Source organism: Roseateles chitinivorans, from assembly GCF_050632235.1.
Taxonomy (GTDB): domain Bacteria; phylum Pseudomonadota; class Gammaproteobacteria; order Burkholderiales; family Burkholderiaceae_C; genus Roseateles; species Roseateles chitinivorans_A.
Window position 1 is genome coordinate 2294599 of sequence record NZ_CP192584.1, and the last position, 15411, is coordinate 2310009.

11 protein-coding genes and 3 tRNA genes are annotated in these 15411 nt (G+C 68.1%); all 14 read left to right on the forward strand.

Translation table 11 applies throughout. From position 1 onward, the window contains the following. Positions 1-186 precede the first annotated feature (186 nt). Entirely contained in the window at positions 187-1512 is a 1326-nt protein-coding gene (tolB, locus tag ACQ859_RS10305; RefSeq protein WP_431265694.1) for a Tol-Pal system beta propeller repeat protein TolB, read from the forward strand. Positions 1513-1789: 277 nt separating this feature from the next. Next, complete coding sequence (gene pal / locus ACQ859_RS10310) at positions 1790-2320, forward strand: peptidoglycan-associated lipoprotein Pal (RefSeq protein WP_431265695.1); 531 nt, start codon at positions 1790-1792, stop codon at positions 2318-2320. A 173-nt stretch (positions 2321-2493) separates the two neighbouring features. After that, on the forward strand, positions 2494-3138 hold the full coding sequence (gene ybgF / locus ACQ859_RS10315; RefSeq protein WP_431265696.1) for a tol-pal system protein YbgF: 645 nt from the start codon (positions 2494-2496) through the stop codon (positions 3136-3138). An 82-nt stretch (positions 3139-3220) separates the two neighbouring features. After that, positions 3221-4000 carry a tRNA threonylcarbamoyladenosine dehydratase gene (locus ACQ859_RS10320; RefSeq protein WP_431266510.1) on the forward strand — a complete coding sequence of 260 codons (780 nt, stop codon included), beginning with the start codon at positions 3221-3223 and terminating at the stop codon, positions 3998-4000. A gap of 96 nt (positions 4001-4096) precedes the next feature. Then, positions 4097-4172, forward strand: a tRNA-Lys gene (locus ACQ859_RS10325). 47 nt (positions 4173-4219) lie between these two features. Beyond that, positions 4220-4295 (forward strand) — tRNA-Lys (locus ACQ859_RS10330). 164 nt (positions 4296-4459) lie between these two features. After that, positions 4460-4535: transfer RNA gene (locus tag ACQ859_RS10335), tRNA-Lys, on the forward strand. Between the two features lie 163 nt (positions 4536-4698). Further along, positions 4699-5793: an iron-sulfur cluster carrier protein ApbC gene (apbC, locus tag ACQ859_RS10340; protein ID WP_431265697.1), complete on the forward strand. Its 1095-nt coding sequence runs from the start codon at positions 4699-4701 to the stop codon at positions 5791-5793. Positions 5794-6166: 373 nt separating this feature from the next. Continuing rightward, positions 6167-9235: a formate dehydrogenase-N subunit alpha gene (gene fdnG, locus ACQ859_RS10345; protein WP_431265698.1), complete on the forward strand. Its 3069-nt coding sequence runs from the start codon at positions 6167-6169 to the stop codon at positions 9233-9235. Positions 9236-9244: 9 nt separating this feature from the next. Then, entirely contained in the window at positions 9245-10225 is a 981-nt protein-coding gene (gene fdxH, locus ACQ859_RS10350; RefSeq protein ID WP_431265699.1) for a formate dehydrogenase subunit beta, read from the forward strand. Positions 10226-10242: 17 nt separating this feature from the next. Further along, positions 10243-10863: a formate dehydrogenase subunit gamma gene (locus ACQ859_RS10355; protein ID WP_431265700.1), complete on the forward strand. Its 621-nt coding sequence runs from the start codon at positions 10243-10245 to the stop codon at positions 10861-10863. Continuing rightward, positions 10860-11867 carry a formate dehydrogenase accessory protein FdhE gene (gene fdhE / locus ACQ859_RS10360; protein WP_431265701.1) on the forward strand — a complete coding sequence of 336 codons (1008 nt, stop codon included), beginning with the start codon at positions 10860-10862 and terminating at the stop codon, positions 11865-11867. Before ACQ859_RS10355 ends, fdhE begins: the two co-directional genes overlap by 4 nt. Before the next feature lie 20 nt (positions 11868-11887). After that, positions 11888-13351: an L-seryl-tRNA(Sec) selenium transferase gene (selA, locus tag ACQ859_RS10365; RefSeq protein WP_431265702.1), complete on the forward strand. Its 1464-nt coding sequence runs from the start codon at positions 11888-11890 to the stop codon at positions 13349-13351. Then, positions 13348-15405 carry a selenocysteine-specific translation elongation factor gene (gene selB, locus ACQ859_RS10370; protein WP_431265703.1) on the forward strand — a complete coding sequence of 686 codons (2058 nt, stop codon included), beginning with the start codon at positions 13348-13350 and terminating at the stop codon, positions 15403-15405. Before selA ends, selB begins: the two co-directional genes overlap by 4 nt. Positions 15406-15411: the final 6 nt, after the last annotated feature.

The following is a 15411-nucleotide window of genomic DNA, read 5'->3' on the forward strand; positions in this document are numbered from 1 at the left end:
ACCAGAGTTCATCAACGACTCCAGCGACACCGGCTGATCGAGGTCGGCCTCTGACCTGTTCAAGGAAGACCTGTTCGAGAGGGTGGCGCGCCGCTTGCCGTGGGCCTTGCCCTTTGTAACGTCGCCGTGTTGCGACCCCTGTCCAGGCCTCGGGCACAATCAGGCCTCCATTCGTTCCGCAAGCCGATGAGCACCAAGACGATTGCCACCCCCTCCGCTCTTCTCCCTCCCGGCATCAGCGCCTTGACGCGCCGTGGACTGCTCGGCGGCCTGGCCGCGGGGCTGGCGATGCCGTCGCTCGCGCAGTTCCGGGTCGAGATCGCCGGTGTCGGCGCCACCCGGCTGCCGATCGCGATCAGCGATTTCAGCAACGAATCGGCCACCGGCCAGCCCCTGGCCGCGATCATCCGCGCCGACCTCGAGCGCAGCGGCCAGTTCAGCATCGTGCCCGGCCAGACCGGCATGAGCGAGACCTCCCAGCCCCAGTTCGTCGACTGGCGCGCGCGCGCCGCCGATGCGCTGGCGGCCGGCTCCGCGACCCGGCTGGCCGACGGCCGCTTCGACGTGCGCTACCGGCTCTGGGATGTGGTCAAGGGCGCGGACGTGGGCAGCGAGAGCATCCCCGTCGTCGCCGGCGACCTGCGCCTGGCGGCGCACAAGATCGCCGACACGATCTACCAGAAGCTCACCGGCGAGCGCGGGGTCTTCGCCACGCGGCTGGTCTACGTGAACAAGGCCGGTCCGCGGTATTCGCTGCGCGTCGCCGACGCGGACGGCGAGGGCGAGCAGACCGTGCTCAACAGCCCCGAGGCGATCATCTCGCCGGCCTGGTCGCCGGACGGCAACGAGGTCGCGTACGTCAGCTTCGAGTCGCGCAAGGCCGTGGTCTGGATCCAGGACCTGCGCACCGGCAAGCGCCGCAAGGTCGCGGACTTCCGCGGCACCAACAGCGCGCCGTCGTACTCGCCGAACGGCCAGCAGTTGGTCGTCACGCTGTCGCGCGAGGGCGGCTCGCAGCTCTACCTGATCAACAAGGACGGCTCCGGCGCCAAGCGCCTGACGCAGACCTCGGCGATCGACACCGAGGCGACCTTCTCGCCCGACGGCGCGCAGATCTACTTCGTCAGCGACCGCGGCGGCGCGCCGCAGATCTACCGCATGCCCGCCGGCGGCGGCAGCGCGGAGCGCGTCACCTTCAGCGGCAGCTACAACATCAGCCCGTCCATCAGTCCCGACGGCCGCACGATGGCCTACGTCACCCGCGTGGGCGGCGGCACCTTCAAGCTGTGCGTGATGGACCTCGGCAGCGGCCAGGTCCAGCAGATCACCGACACCAGCGAGGACGAGAGCCCCAGCTTCGCGCCCAACGGCAAGCTGATCGTCTACGCCACCCGCGCCGGTGGCCGCGACGTGCTGATGACGACGACGCTCGACGGCAAGGTCAAGGCCAAGCTGGCCACGCCGGGGGTCTCGGACATCCGGGAACCCGCGTGGGGACCGTTCGGCAACTGAGCGTCCCCGATGCCGGCCTCGTTTCCGTTCGATGAATCGAAGGATTTCGCAACGCCGGGCACATGGATTGCCTACGTTGGCGTCGCGCTTCGCCCGTCCCGTGCGAAGCGTGATCGCGACGACTCGACGAACCGCCCGTGCAGGCAGGCCTGCCCCACGGATGTGTTAGCCGATGATTCACAATTGTTGTTCCCCGCGGCTTCACCGGCGGCGCAGTTCACCGCCATGTCCAGACCGTAACTTCCCGCCCGCTTTGACCTCCTAGGAGCGTATGCCCATGAAAATCGAAAAACTGATGCTTGGCCTGGTGGCCGCGGCTGTCCTGTCCGCCTGCAGCTCGACCAAGCTGGATGAACCGGCCAAGGTCGAGACCAAGGAACCGGTCCCGACCCAACAGACCCAGGTGGCCGACCCGAACGCCAACGCGCAGCGCAAGGTCGAGACCGTCGACCTCGGCGCCCAGCTGGACGCCGCCGTGTCCAACCAGCGCGTCGTGTTCTTCGACTTCGACAGCTTCGTCGTCAAGGACGAGTACCGCAGCCTGATCGAGAACCACGCCAAGCGTCTGAACAACAAGAAGACGCTGCAGCTGAGCCTGGAAGGCCACGCCGACGAACGCGGCGGCCGCGAGTACAACCTGGCCCTGGGCCAGAAGCGCGCGGAAGCCGTCGCCAAGTCGCTGACGCTGCTGGGCGTGACGTCGACCCAGGTCGAGGCGGTGAGCTTCGGCAAGGAGCGTCCGACCGACACGGGCCACAACGAAGAGGCGTGGGCCAAGAACCGTCGCGTCGAACTGCGCGACAAGTGATCCGGTGACATGAGCATGCTGCGATTCCATCGTTCCTTCCCGTTCGCATCGATCCCGGCCGCCAAGGCCGCGCTGGTCGGCGCGCTGCTGGCCCTGAGCGCCGCCGGCCCGCGCGGGCGGCGCTGTTCGAGGACGACGAGGCCCGCAAGGCCATCCTCGACCTGCGGACCAAGATGGCGCAGAACGAGGACGCGCAGCGTGCCCGTGTCACGGAACTGCAGGGCCAGCTCGAGACCGCGCGACGCGGTCTGCTGGACCTGTCCGGACAGATCGAGGCGCTGAAATCGGAGCTGGCCAAGATGCGCGGCCAGAACGAACAGCTGGCCCGCGACCTGTCCGAGACCCAGCGCAAGGTGACCGACCAGTCGGCCACGCTCGACAACCGTCTGCGCCCGCTGGAGCCGCAGAAGGTGTCGCTGGACGGCAAGGAATTCCAGGCCGATCCGGAAGAGAAGCGCCAGTTCGATGCCGCGATGGGCCTGATCCGCCGCGGCGATTTCAACGAGGCGACCTCCGCCTTCACGTCCTTCCTGACGCGTTTCCCGGCGAGCGGTTTCTCCGACTCGGTGCGCTTCTGGCTGGGCAATGCGCAATACGGCAAGCGGGATTACAAGGGCGCGATCGCGACCTTCAAGGCGTTCGTCGCCGCGAACCCGGACCACCCGCGCGCGGCCGAGAGCCTGCTGGCGATCGCCAACTGCCAGATCGAGCTCAAGGACACCAAGAGCGCCCGCAAGACGCTGGAAGACCTGCAGAAGGCCTATCCCGGCAGCGAGGCCGCCAAGGCGGCCAAGGAACGCGCGGCGGGACTGCGCTGATCCTGGCGCCGATCTGACCTGTTGAGGACGCGCTCCGGCGCGCAACGATCTTGAGTCTGGAGACCGGGCACGGCCCCTCGATCTGGAAGCGGACGCGGAGCGCCGCTTCGGCGGCCTGCGCCGTCTTCACGGCGACCGGGATTACGCGCGGCTGCGCGCGGCGCGGTTCTGCGTCGTGGGGCTGGGCGGCGTCGGCTCCTGGATCGTCGAGGCGCTGGCGCGCATGGGTGTCGCGCGGCTGGTGCTGATCGACCTCGACCACGTCGCCGAATCCAACATCAACCGCCAGGTGCAGGCGCTCGGCAGCACGCTGGGCATGGCCAAGGCGGAGGCGCTCAAGCAGCGCATCGCGGACATCCATCCCGGCTGCGAGGTCGTCACCATCGAGGATTTCGTCGACGACAAGAACTGGCCCTCGCTGCTCGGCGACGTGCAGGTCGACGGCATCGTCGACGCCTGCGACCAGGTCCGGGCCAAGGCGCAGATCGCGGCGTGGGCGAGGGCGCTCAAGCTGCCCCAGATCTGCATCGGCGCGGCGGGCGGCAAGCACCGGCCGCAGGACGTCGAGATCCTCGACCTGTCCGAAACGACCCATGATCCGCTGCTGGCCAACCTGCGGCAGCGGCTGCGCAAGTTCCACGCCGCACCGCGCCTGGGCGCGATGGGAGTGACCTGCGTGTTCTCGCGCGAACCGGTGAAACGACCCGACGGCGTCGACGCCTGCGACCTCGATGGCAACCTGAACTGTCACGGCTACGGCTCGAGCGTCGCGGTCACCGCCGGCTTCGGCATGACGGCCGCCGCCGAACTGGTGACAAGGTATTTGAAGACGCTTGCGCGGGTACAAAAAACCGTCCTATAATGTGAGGCTCTGCTGAGGGGCAAACACCTCGAAGCGACGCAAAGAAGACCCGGGCAACCTGGACCTCTTTGTGATTGACTGCTTGAAGCAGGCTTCGGGTCGTTAGCTCAGTCGGTAGAGCAGCGGACTTTTAATCCGTTGGTCGCAGGTTCGAATCCTGCACGACCCACCATCGCTTCAGATGGCTGTCAGTGGAATGACTGGCAGTTGATTTCTCGGGGGCTCTTAGCTCAGTTGGTAGAGCAGCGGACTCTTAATCCGTTGGTCGAAGGTTCGAATCCTTCAGGGCCCACCACCGATCCTTGTCGGATCGTCAGAGCGGAACGGCGCAAGATGTTGCGTGCGATTCACGGACGGCGAAACGATGTCAGAGGGGATCTGGTGTGACGAGATCAAAATATCTGACATAATCTCGGCTTCGCAAGTTTCGACAGAAACTTGAAAGACGAAAAGATTTTCGGGCTCTTAGCTCAGTTGGTAGAGCAGCGGACTCTTAATCCGTTGGTCGAAGGTTCGAATCCTTCAGGGCCCACCAAATAAAAGGGGTTGCAGCAGTGCTGCAACCCCTTTTGTCATTGGCGCGACGAAACTCGGGATCCTCACCGGGCGGGTGCGCTCAAACGCCCGCAGATATCGGGTTTTGTCCGCTCGGCTAGACTGCCCGCCAGATTCCTCAGACTGCACCTGCCTTCCCCCACATGTCCCAGATCCAAGAAACCACGCTGCTGCAGGCCCTGCAACAGGTCGTCGACCCCAACACGGGTCGCGATTTCGTCTCCACGAAGCAACTCCGCCAGTTGAAGGTGCAGGGCGACGCGGTCAGCTTCGAGATCGAACTGGGCTACCCGGCGGCGAGCCAGGTCGACGCGCTGCGTGCCGCGCTGGTCGAGGCGGCGCGCTCGGTGCCGGGCGTGGGCAATGTCAGCGTCGGCGTGACCACGAAGATCACGGCCCATGCCGTGCAGCGCGGTGTGCAGTTGCTGCCTGGGGTGAAGAACATCATCGCGGTGGCGTCCGGCAAGGGCGGCGTCGGCAAGAGCACGACGGCGGCCAACCTGGCGCTGGCGCTGTCGGCCGAAGGCGCGACCGTCGGCCTGCTCGATGCCGACATCTACGGTCCCAGCCTGCCGCTGATGCTGGGCGTCAGCGGGCGTCCGGAGAGCACCGATGGCCAGACGATGGAGCCGCTGGAATCGCACGGCCTGCAGCTGATGTCGATCGGTTTCCTGGTCGAGGACGACCAGGCGATGGTCTGGCGCGGCCCGATGGCGACGCAGGCGCTGGAGCAGCTGCTGCGCCAGACGCGCTGGCGCGACCTGGACTACCTCGTCATCGACATGCCGCCGGGCACCGGCGACATCCAGCTGACCCTGTCGCAACGCGTGCCGGTGAGCGGCTCGGTGATCGTGACCACGCCGCAGGACATCGCGCTGATCGATGCGAAGAAGGGCCTGAAGATGTTCGAGAAGGTCGGCGTGCCGATCCTGGGCATCGTCGAGAACATGGCCATCCACATCTGCAGCCAGTGCGGTCATGCCGAGCACATCTTCGGCAGCGGCGGCGGCCAGCGGATGGCGGACCAGTACAGCCAGGAACTGCTCGGCTCGCTGCCGCTGGCCTTGTCGATCCGCGAGCAGGCCGACAGCGGCAAGCCAACGGTCGTGGCGGAGCCGGACGGTCCGCACGCGCAGGCCTACAAGCAGATCGCGCGCAAGATCGCCGTGAAGCTTGCTGGCCAGGCCAAGGACTACTCGTCGAAATTCCCGACGATCACCATCTCGAAAAACACCTGACCCCCACCGCACCCGTTGTCTACTTCGCCGCCGTGCTGCACTGCAACGCGAGCCGCGCGAGCGGGTGCCCTCATAGCGAACCCTGACCGAAGGGAAGACTGTGAGCGGCGAGGGGCACCCGCTCGCGCGGCGGGACGCTCCGATCGATGCATGCAACCCCCGAGACGACACGAGCCCCCCGCTGCACCGCACAAAAGATCCGCTCCGGAAAAGCCGTCGTCAAGCCCGGTGCGCGCTGCGGTTCTTCCTCTCGTGAGCGGGTGACTCCTCATTGGACAAAGCCGTGGCTTTGTGCCGAAATGCTCGAACGGGCCGCGTGACGGTCGTGCATTTCACCCAGGTCGCCTGAACGGCGAGCCCAGGAGGCACAGAGATGGACATGAACCGGAGGCACTTCTTCCGGGTGAGCGGGGCGGCCGTGATGGGCTCCAGCCTCGTGGCGCTGGGGTTCTCCCCGACTGCCGCACTGGCCGAGACACGCCAGTTCAAGCTTGCCCGGGCGACCGAGACCCGCAACACCTGCCCCTATTGCTCGGTGGGCTGCGGGATCATCATGTACTCGCTCGGGGACAAGGCGAAGAACGTCACCGCCGAGATCATCCACATCGAGGGCGATCCGGATCATCCGGTCAACCGCGGCACCTTGTGCCCGAAGGGCGCGGGCCTGCTGGACTTCGTCCACAGCCCCAACCGGCTGAAGTATCCGGAGATCCGCGAGGCCGGCGCCAAGGAGTGGAAGCGCGTCAGCTGGAACGAGGCGATGGACCGCTTCGTGAAGCTGCTCAAGGCCGACCGCGACGCCAACTTCATCGCGACCAATGCGGACGGCAAGCCCGTCAACCGCTGGCTCTCGACCGGCATGATCTGCGCTTCCGCGTCCTCGAACGAATCGGGCTACATCACCCACAAGGCGATGCGCTCGACGGGGATGCTCGCGTTCGACAACCAGGCCCGCGTTTGACACGGACCGACGGTGGCCAGTCTGGCCCCGACGTTCGGACGCGGCGCGATGACCAACCACTGGGTGGACATCAAGAACGCCGACCTCGTGCTGATCATGGGCGGGAATGCCGCCGAGGCGCATCCCTGCGGCTTCAAGTGGGTGATCGAGGCCAAGCACCACAACAAGGCGCGGCTGATCGTCGTCGACCCGCGCTTCACGCGCTCGGCCGCGATGAGCGACTACTACGCGCCGATCCGCGCGGGGTCCGACATCGCCTTCCTGGGCGGGGTGATCAACTACCTGCTGAGCAACAACAAGATCCAGACCGAGTACGTCCGGCACTACACGAACGCGCCTTTCATCATCAATGAGGGCTACAAGTTCGAGGACGGGATCTTCTCCGGCTACGACGAGGCCAAGCGGGCCTACAGCAACGCGTCGTGGGCCTACGAGATGGACGAGAAGGGCTTCGCCAAGGTCGACATGACGATGCAGCATCCGCGCTGCGTGCTCAACGTCATGAAGACCCACTTCTCGCGCTACACGCCGGAGAAGGTCAGCGAAATCACCGGCACGCCCAAGGACAAGTTCGTCGAGATCTGCCGGCAGATCGCTGAGACCTCGGTCCCCGGCAAGGTGATGACGATCCTGTACGCGCTGGGCTGGACGCAGCACAGCCAGGGCTCGCAGATCATCCGCACCGGCGCGCTGGTGCAGCTGCTGCTGGGCAACATCGGCCAGCCCGGCGGCGGCATGAACGCGCTGCGCGGCCACAGCAACATCCAGGGCCTGACCGACCTGGGCCTGCTGTCGACCTCGCTGACCGGCTACATGACGCTGCCCAAGGACTCGGAACAGGACCTCGAGACCTACTACAAGACCAAGGCGCTCAAGCCGCTGCGCCCCAACCAGATGAGCTTCTGGCAGAACTATCCGAAGTTCTTCGTCAGCCAGCAGAAGGCGTGGTGGGGCAAGGCCGCGACCAAGGAGAACGACTGGGCCTACCACTACCTGCCGAAGTGGGACAAGGGCTACGACGTGCTGCAGGCCTTCGACCTGATGCACCAGGGCAAGGTCAACGGCTACATCTGCCAGGGCTTCAACCCGGTCGGGTCGTTCCCCAACAAGAAGAAGGTGGTCGAGAGCCTGTCCAAGCTGAAGTTCCTCGCCATCATCGATCCGCTCAATACGGAGACCGCCGAGTTCTGGAAGAACTACGGCGAGCACAACGACGTGAAGACGGAGGAGATCCAGACGGTGGTGTTCCGCTTCCCGAGCACCTGCTTCGCGGAGGAGGACGGCTCGCTGACCAACTCCGGGCGCTGGCTGCAGTGGCACTGGAAGGGCGCCGAGCCCCCCGGCGAGGCCAGGGGCGACGCGGAGATCATCGCGGAGATCTTCCTGCGACTGCGGACGATGTACCAGAAGGACGGCGGCGCCTTCCCCGATCCCATCGTCAACCTGAACTGGCCGTACAAGATCCCGAACAGCCCCTCGGCCGAGGAGCTGGCGATGGAGTTCAACGGCAAGGCGCTGGCCGACGTGACCGATCCGAAGGACGCGACCAAGGTGCTGGCGAAGGCAGGCGAGCAGCTCTCGGGCTTTGCGCTGCTGCGCGATGACGGCAGCACCGCCAGCGGCTGCTGGATCTACGCCGGCGCGTGGACGCAGGCGGGCAACCAGATGGCGCGGCGCGACAACAGCGACCCGTGGGGCATCGGCCAGACGCTGAACTGGGCCTGGGCCTGGCCGGCGAACCGGCGCGTGCTCTACAACGCCGCGTCCTGCGATCCGAGCGGCAAGCCGTGGAATCCCAAGCGGCGCCTGATCAGCTACACCGACAAGTGGGGTGGCTCCGACGTGCCGGACATCCGGCCGGACGCCAACCCCAACGACGAGGACGCGGTGCGGCCCTTCATCATGACCGCCGAGGGCGTCGCACGGCTGTTCGCGCCCAGCGGCATGGTGGACGGTCCGCTGCCCGAGCATTACGAGCCCTTCGAGTCGCCGCTGACGGTCAACCCGATGCACCCGACCAACGCCAAGGCGATGAACAACCCGGCCGGCCGGGTGTTCAAGGCCGACCGCGAGGCCTTCGGCAAGCCGGACAAGTTCCCGTACGTGGCGACGAGCTACCGGCTCACCGAGCACTTCCACTACTGGACCAAGAACGTGCGCACCAGCGCCATCATCCAGCCGCAGCAGTTCGTGGAGATCGGCGAGGAACTCGCCAAGGACAAGGGGATCGCGAACGGCGACCAGGTGAAGGTCAGCTCCAACCGCGGCTTCATCAAGGCCGTGGCGGTGGTGACCAAGCGCGTGGCCTCGCTCGATGTCGGCGGCAAGCGGGTTCACACCGTGGGCCTGCCGAATCACTGGGGCTTCGTCGGCGTGGCCAAACCCGGTTATCTGGTGAACACGCTGACCCCCTTCGTGGGCGACGCCAACACCCAGACGCCGGAGTTCAAGAGCTTCACCGTCAACATCGAGAAAGCGTGAGGAAACGCCATGTCTTCATTGCAATCCCTCGACATCGCCAAGCGCTCCGCGACGACGCTGCCCAGCCCCGACGCGCGGCGCACGACGACGGAGGTCGCCAAGCTGATCGACGTCTCCTCGTGCATCGGCTGCAAGGCCTGCCAGGTCGCCTGCATGCAGTGGAACGACCTGCGCGACGACGTGGGCGAGACCCACGGCACCTACGACAACCCGCGCGACCTGACCCCGCAGTCGTGGACGGTGATGCGCTTCTCCGAAGTGGAGGTCGTCGAGAACAAGCTCGAGTGGCTGATCCGCAAGGACGGCTGCATGCATTGCGAGGATCCCGGCTGCCTGAAGGCCTGTCCCGCGCCCGGCGCGATCGTGAAGTACCAGAACGGCATCGTCGACTTCATCTCCGAGCACTGCGTGGGCTGCGGCAACTGCGTGACGGGCTGTCCGTTCGACGTGCCGCGCATCAGCAAGGCCGACAACAAGGCGTACAAGTGCAGCCTGTGCTCGGACCGCGTCGGCGTCGGCCTGGAGCCCGCCTGCGTGAAGGCCTGCCCGACGGGCGCGATCCGTTTCGGCTCGAAGGAGGACATGCATGAGTTCGCGTCCGAGCGCATTGTCGACCTGAAGGAGCGCGGTTATCAGAACGCCGGCGTCTACGACCCGCAGGGCGTCGGCGGCACGCACGTGATGTACGTGCTGCAGCATGCGGACCAGCCGGGGCTCTATCACGGGCTGCCCAAGGATCCGCAGATCAGCCCGTTCGTGTCGCTGTGGAAGGGCGCGGCCAAGCCGCTGGCCGTGGCTGCGATGGTCGGCGCGGCGGTGGCCGGCTTCTTCCACTACATGAAGGTCGGTCCGCAGAAGACGGAACACGACGAGCCCGATCCCGAGGAGGAACTGGCCTACGAGCGCGCCAAGCGGGGCGAGGGCCCTGACGGCCCTCCGGGCGACGAACCGAGGCGCTCTTCGTACACCCCGCCCAGCGGCGGCCTCTGACCCACCGGGAGACCCTCATGTTGCTGCAACGCTATCGCGACAGCCAGCGGCTCAACCACTGGCTCATCGTGCTGCTGTTCCTGTGCGCCGGGCTCTCGGGCCTGGCCTTCTTCCATCCGAGTCTCTACTTCCTCAGCAACCTCTTCGGCGGAGGCCCGTGGACGCGCGTGCTGCACCCCTACCTGGGGCTGGGCATGGTGGTCGCGTTCGCGTTCCTTGCAGCGCGGATGTGGCGATACAACCTCTGGATAGACGCCGATTCGCAGTGGATGCGCCAGAGCCCCACCATGATCACCGGCGCCGGCAAGGAAGGCGTCCAGCCCGCGGCCAAGTACAACGCCGGACAGAAGATCGTCTTCTGGATCATGGTGGTGACGCTGACCATCCTGCTCGTCACCGGCTTCATGTTCTGGCACGCCTGGTTCCCCGAGGGCGACATCCTGATGCGCCGCATCGCGGTGCTGCTGCATGCGGCCTCGGCGGCCATCCTGATCCTGACGATCATCATCCACGTTTACGCGGCCATCTGGGTCAAGGGCTCGTTCCGGGCGATGACCCGTGGTACGGTCACCGATACCTGGGCCGCACACCATCACCCGCTGTGGCACAAGGAAGTGAAGGAGCGGCCTCGCGCATGACGTCTTCCAGCCCCATCCGGGTCATGACCCCGGAAGAGATCGCGGTCAACGCCGGCGCGCGCGCCGCGCCGGTGAAGGTGCCGGAACCCGGCCTCTTCGCCGAGCGCGCCGTGCGCCTGAGGCAGCTGGCCGAGGGGCATGCGATGCGGGATTACCTGCTCTTCGTGGCCGAACTGGCGCAGGCGCAGCATGAGCGCTTCAAGCGGACCGACGCGATGCGTCTGCCTGACGAAGTGCTGATCAACGGCGCGATGGTGGGCGGGCTGCCGCCGCTGGATGTGGCGACCTTCCCGCGCGATGCGGTATGGCGCGAGGAACTCCGCGCGCTGTTGGGCGCGATGGGCAAGGCCGCCATTCCCGATCCGGCGAAGCAGCTGGTGACGCAGCTCGGCGAGGCGGACGACGCCTGGCTGGAACAGCAGGCGGGCGCGCTGCTCGCCGGCGGCGCGCCGGGCCTGGACCCGGCGGCGGCGCCGCTGATCGCCGCGGCGCTGCAGGTGTACTGGGCGCGGCTGGTGGTGCGGCTGCAGGCGCGCTATGACGAGAGCGACCAGGGCGAGCACGTCGCGCCTTTCGGCATGATCGACGATCCCACCGTCTGCCCGTGCTGCGGCTCGCGGCCGGTGGCCTCGATCACGCGCATCGCGGCGGAGCAGTCGGGGCAGCGTTTCCTGGCCTGCTCGCTGTGCGGTTCGCAGTGGCACTACGTGCGCATCAAGTGCACGCATTGCCAGGGCACCAAGGGCATCACCTTCCAGAGTCTGGTCGACGCCGACGGCAAGAAGTCCGAGGCCGTCGCCGCCGAATGCTGCGAGACCTGCGGGCATTACCTGAAGCAGGTCCACATGGAAAAGGACCTCCAGGTCGAGCCGCTGGCCGACGATCTGGCGAGCCTGACGCTGGACCTGCTCGTGGGCGAGCTGGGGCTGGTGCGGCAGGGCTTCAATCCGCTGCTGATCCTCGGCGAGGCGGACGCCTCTCCACCGGATCCCGGAGGACACTGAGCGTGAAGCCCGAGGCATCCATGGTTCATGGTCCGACGGCAGGCTCCCCGGTCAGAAGTTCCGATCCGGTCGCGGCCCCGAAGGACCTCCCCTCCGTCGATCGCCTGCTGCGCGATCCGGCGGTGACGCACCTGATGGCGCGGCACGGTCATGCCTTCGTCGCGGCGCAGGCTCGACGTCTGCTCGAGACCTCGCGCGAGCGCGCGTTGGCGGGCACGCTGACGACGGATGAACTCCATCACCTGCCGGCCGAGCTCGAACGCCATTGCGTCGAGCGTCTCGCGCCGCGCATGCGCCGCGTGATCAACCTCACCGGCACGGTGCTGCATACCAACCTGGGCCGCGCGCTGCTGGCCGACGAGGCGCTGCGCCATGTGCTGAGCTGCATGAGCTCGCCGAACAACCTGGAGTTCGACCTCGCGCGCGGGGAGCGCGGCGATCGCGACAGCCTCGTCGAATCGCTGCTGTGCGACATCACCGGCGCCGAGGCGGCGACGGTCGTCAACAACAACGCCGCCGCGGTGCTGCTGGGCATCGCCGCGCTGGCGGGCGGCAAGGAGGCGGTCGTGTCGCGCGGCGAGCTGGTCGAGATCGGCGGCGCGTTCCGCATGCCCGACGTGATGGCGGCGGCGGGGGCGCGGCTGGTGGAGGTCGGCACGACCAACCGCACGCACGCGCGCGACTACGAGTCGGCCATCGGCCCCGGCACCGCGCTGCTGCTGAAGGTCCACACCAGCAACTACGCGATCCAGGGCTTCACCTCGTCGGTGAGCGAGGCCGAACTCGCGCCGATCGCGAAGGCCGCGGGCGTGCCGCTGATGACGGACCTCGGCAGCGGCTCGCTGGTCGATCTGGCGCAATGGGGGCTGCCGGCCGAGCCGCTGCCGCAGGCGATGCTGGCCGACGGCTGCGACGTCGTGACCTTCAGCGGCGACAAGCTGCTCGGTGGGCCGCAGGCCGGTCTGATCGTCGGTCGCCGGGACCTGGTGCAGAAGATCCGCAAGTTCCCGATGAAGCGCGCGTTGCGGCTGTCCAAGCTGCCGATGGCCGCGCTGGAGGCGACACTGCGCCTGTACCTGCAGCCGGACCGCCTGACGCAGGACCTGCCCACCCTGCGGCTGCTGACGCGCCCGGTCGACCAGATCGAGGCGCAGGCGCAGCGGCTGCTGGCGCGTGTGGAGGCCGCCGTCGCGCCGCGTTTCGGCGCGCGCGTGAGCGCGATGCGCGGGCAGATCGGCTCGGGCTCGCTGCCGGTGGAAACGTTGCCGTCGGCGGGCCTCGTGCTGGCGCCGAGGCTGCCGGGCAGGCGCGGCATCGGACGCGCGCTCGACGAGCTGCTCACGGCGCTGCGGGCGTTGCCGCTGCCGGTCATCGCCCGCGTGCAGGCCGACGAACTCTGGATGGACCTGCGCTGCCTCGACGAGGCGCGGGAGGAGCCCGGCTTCATCGAGCAGCTCGCGCAGCTGAAGGAGTCGCTCGCGTGATCGTCGGAACCGCCGGCCACATCGACCATGGCAAGACGACGCTGGTGAAGGCGCTGACCGGCGTCGACACGGACCGGCTGCCCGAGGAGAAACGGCGCGGCATCAGCATCGCGCTCGGGTACGCGTTCCTGGATGCCGGCGACGCCTTGCGCATCGGGTTCGTCGACGTGCCGGGGCACGAGCGCCTCGTCCACACGATGCTGTCGGGAGCGACCGGCATCGACCATGCGCTGCTGCTGGTCGCCGCCGACGACGGCGTGATGCCGCAGACCCGCGAGCACCTGGCGCTGTTGTCGCTGCTCGGGATCCAGCGCGGCACGATCGCGCTGACCAAGTGCGATCGCGTCGACGCCGCGATACGCGTGCAGCGGCGCGAGGAGATCCGTGCGCTCGTGGCCGGCACGTCGCTGGCGCAGGCGCCGGTGTTCGAGGTGGCCGCGACGGCGGGCGAGAGCGTGCAGGCGTTGCGCGAGCACCTGATCGCCGAAGCCAAGGTATTGCCGCCGCGCGAGGGTGCGGGCCGAGGCTTCCGCCTGGCGGTGGATCGCGTGTTCAGCCTCGCTGGGGTCGGTACCGTCTGCACCGGCACCGCGCACGCCGGCGAGGTGGCGATCGGTGACGAACTCCTGCTGCTGCCGCCCCCGCCCGGGCAGTCGCCGCGACGCGCCCGCGTGCGCAGCCTGCATGCGCAGAACGAGCCGGCCGCACGCGCCTCGGCCGGACAACGCGTCGCCATCGGCCTGGCTGGCCTGGAGAAGGACGAGGTCGAGCGCGGTCAATGGCTGGCCGCGCCGGCGATCGCGCAGTGGACGGACCGCCTCGACGTGCGCTTGCGGCTGTGGCCCGAGGAAGCCCGCGCGCTACGAAGCGGCCTGCCGGTGCACGTGCATGTCGGCGCGGAAGCGGTCACCGGGTCGGTGGCGATGCTCGGACGCTTCGGTACGGCGCAGGTCGCTGGCCCTCACCCCTGCCCTCTCCCGCAAGCGGGAGAGGGCGTGAGCCCTGTGGCGGCGGCTGAGGCGCTGCAGCCGGGCGAGGAAGGTTTGGTCCAGCTCGTGCTGCATCGACCCATCGGCGCGTGGGCCGGCGACCGTGTCGTGCTGCGCGACGCGTCCGCGACGCGGGCGCTCGCCGGCGGTGTCGTGCTCGACCCGCAGGCGCCTGCGCGATACCGCCGCACGGCGCAGCGGCTCGCGGAACTCGTCGCGCTCACGGCCGCATCGCCCGCGCAACGGCTCGCCGGCTTGCTGGCGCAGGCGCCGATGGGCGTCGATCTCGCGCGGTTCGCCGCGGGGCAGGGCGTCGCCGGCGACGCCCGCGTGACGCTGCTGGCCGCGGCCGGCGCGTCGACGGTGGTCCTCGGTGCCGACGGCCCGGCCTGGGCGCTCGGCGCCGCGCAGACGGCACAGTGGGAAGGGGTCGCGCTCGCGCGGCTGATGCGTTATCACGAGGAGCAGCCCGAGGAGCTCGGCCCCGATCTCGCGCGCTGGCGGCGGCTGGCGGCGCCCCGGATGGCCGAGCCGCTGTGGCAGTCGCTCGTGCGGCGGATGTCCTCGGCCGGACAGGTGACGATCAGCGGCGCCGCGGCGCACCTGCCCGCGCATGGCATCCAGCTGTCGGCCCTCGACGAGCGTCTCGCGCAGAAGGTGATGCCGCGGCTGCGGTCGGCGGGCTTCGAAGGCGCCTGGGCGCGCGACCTGGCCAAGGACGCGCACGAGCCGGAGTCGCTGGTGCGCACGACGCTGGCGCGGCTGTCGCAGCGGGGCGAGCTGTTCCAGGTCGTCAAGGACCTGTACTACGCGCCCGCGGCCATCCAGGAACTGGCGCTCATCGCGCGGGCCTCGGCCGTCGGCGGCGATGTGACGGCCGCGGTGTTCCGCGACCGCAGCGGCCTTGGCCGCAAGCGCGCCATCCAGGTGCTGGAATTCTTCGACAAGGTCGGCGTGCTGCGGCGCGTCGGCGACGCGCACCGGCTGCGAACCGACAGCCGCCTGTTCATCGACGGTCATGAAGGCGGCGGCGCGACCCGCGTCGACGCCGTCGAGGCCGCATGAGCGCGC

What these genes read in the sequence shown, in the direction of transcription:
- tolB (WP_431265694.1), top strand. Translation starts at nt 187, where the DNA reads ATGAGCACCAAGACGATTGCCACCCCCTCCGCTCTTCTCCCTCCCGGC.
- pal (WP_431265695.1), top strand. Translation starts at nt 1,790, where the DNA reads ATGAAAATCGAAAAACTGATGCTTGGCCTGGTGGCCGCGGCTGTCCTG.
- ybgF (WP_431265696.1), top strand. Translation starts at nt 2,494, where the DNA reads ATGGCGCAGAACGAGGACGCGCAGCGTGCCCGTGTCACGGAACTGCAG.
- apbC (WP_431265697.1), top strand. Translation starts at nt 4,699, where the DNA reads ATGTCCCAGATCCAAGAAACCACGCTGCTGCAGGCCCTGCAACAGGTC.
- fdxH (WP_431265699.1), top strand. Translation starts at nt 9,245, where the DNA reads ATGTCTTCATTGCAATCCCTCGACATCGCCAAGCGCTCCGCGACGACG.
- ACQ859_RS10355 (WP_431265700.1), top strand. Translation starts at nt 10,243, where the DNA reads ATGTTGCTGCAACGCTATCGCGACAGCCAGCGGCTCAACCACTGGCTC.
- fdhE (WP_431265701.1), top strand. Translation starts at nt 10,860, where the DNA reads ATGACGTCTTCCAGCCCCATCCGGGTCATGACCCCGGAAGAGATCGCG.
- selA (WP_431265702.1), top strand. Translation starts at nt 11,888, where the DNA reads ATGGTTCATGGTCCGACGGCAGGCTCCCCGGTCAGAAGTTCCGATCCG.